Below are 591 nucleotides of genomic sequence, written 5' to 3' on the forward strand. Positions count from 1 at the left end.
GTATAAGTAATAACCTGTACCATTCTTGTTGTCACGATTAGGGTTTTCATCCACCTGCCCATCATCATAACTCATCTTCTTTCCATCCCAAGTAATAGCCCAATCTACAGGATATTCTTTACCACGGTCAGAAGAACCAAATGTCCAGTCTGTTGAACCATCTGCTTGAGAAGCATAAACAGTTGCAACTAATGAACGCCAACCTAAACTACCTTCATAAGCAAAAGTAGCACGGTCAAGATATTCACCGTAATGAGGGTCACCTTGTGGAATTTTAGCTTGAAGCTGACCATTAGGACCTGGCTGGAAGTTCATGAATGGAGATTCATCATCGCCAAGAAAACCAGCATGAGTGATTGTGTTATCATTGGAGAGTGGATAGTTAGCCAGTGTTGGTTGTTTACCATTCACCAGCCAGTTACAAATGTAAGCACCCTCTGTCATTGGTACAGGTTGTCCAGCATAGAAATATTTTATATAAGCATCAAAATACTTCTTAGCCAAGGTCCAGTATTCTTCAATACCAGTTGCCATATAGGCATAACAGAAACCAATAATTAAAAGTGATTGCCCTTCTGTTGTAGCATCACC

1 protein-coding gene is annotated in these 591 nt (G+C 40.4%); it reads right to left on the reverse strand.

Going from position 1 to position 591, the window contains the following annotated elements:
• A partial coding sequence (locus tag N1032_RS26585; RefSeq protein ID WP_259543658.1) for a hypothetical protein occupies positions 1-591 on the reverse strand: 591 nt, incomplete at both ends.

Source organism: Herbiconiux daphne (genome assembly GCF_024979295.1).
GTDB lineage: Bacteria > Actinomycetota > Actinomycetes > Actinomycetales > Microbacteriaceae > Herbiconiux > Herbiconiux daphnes.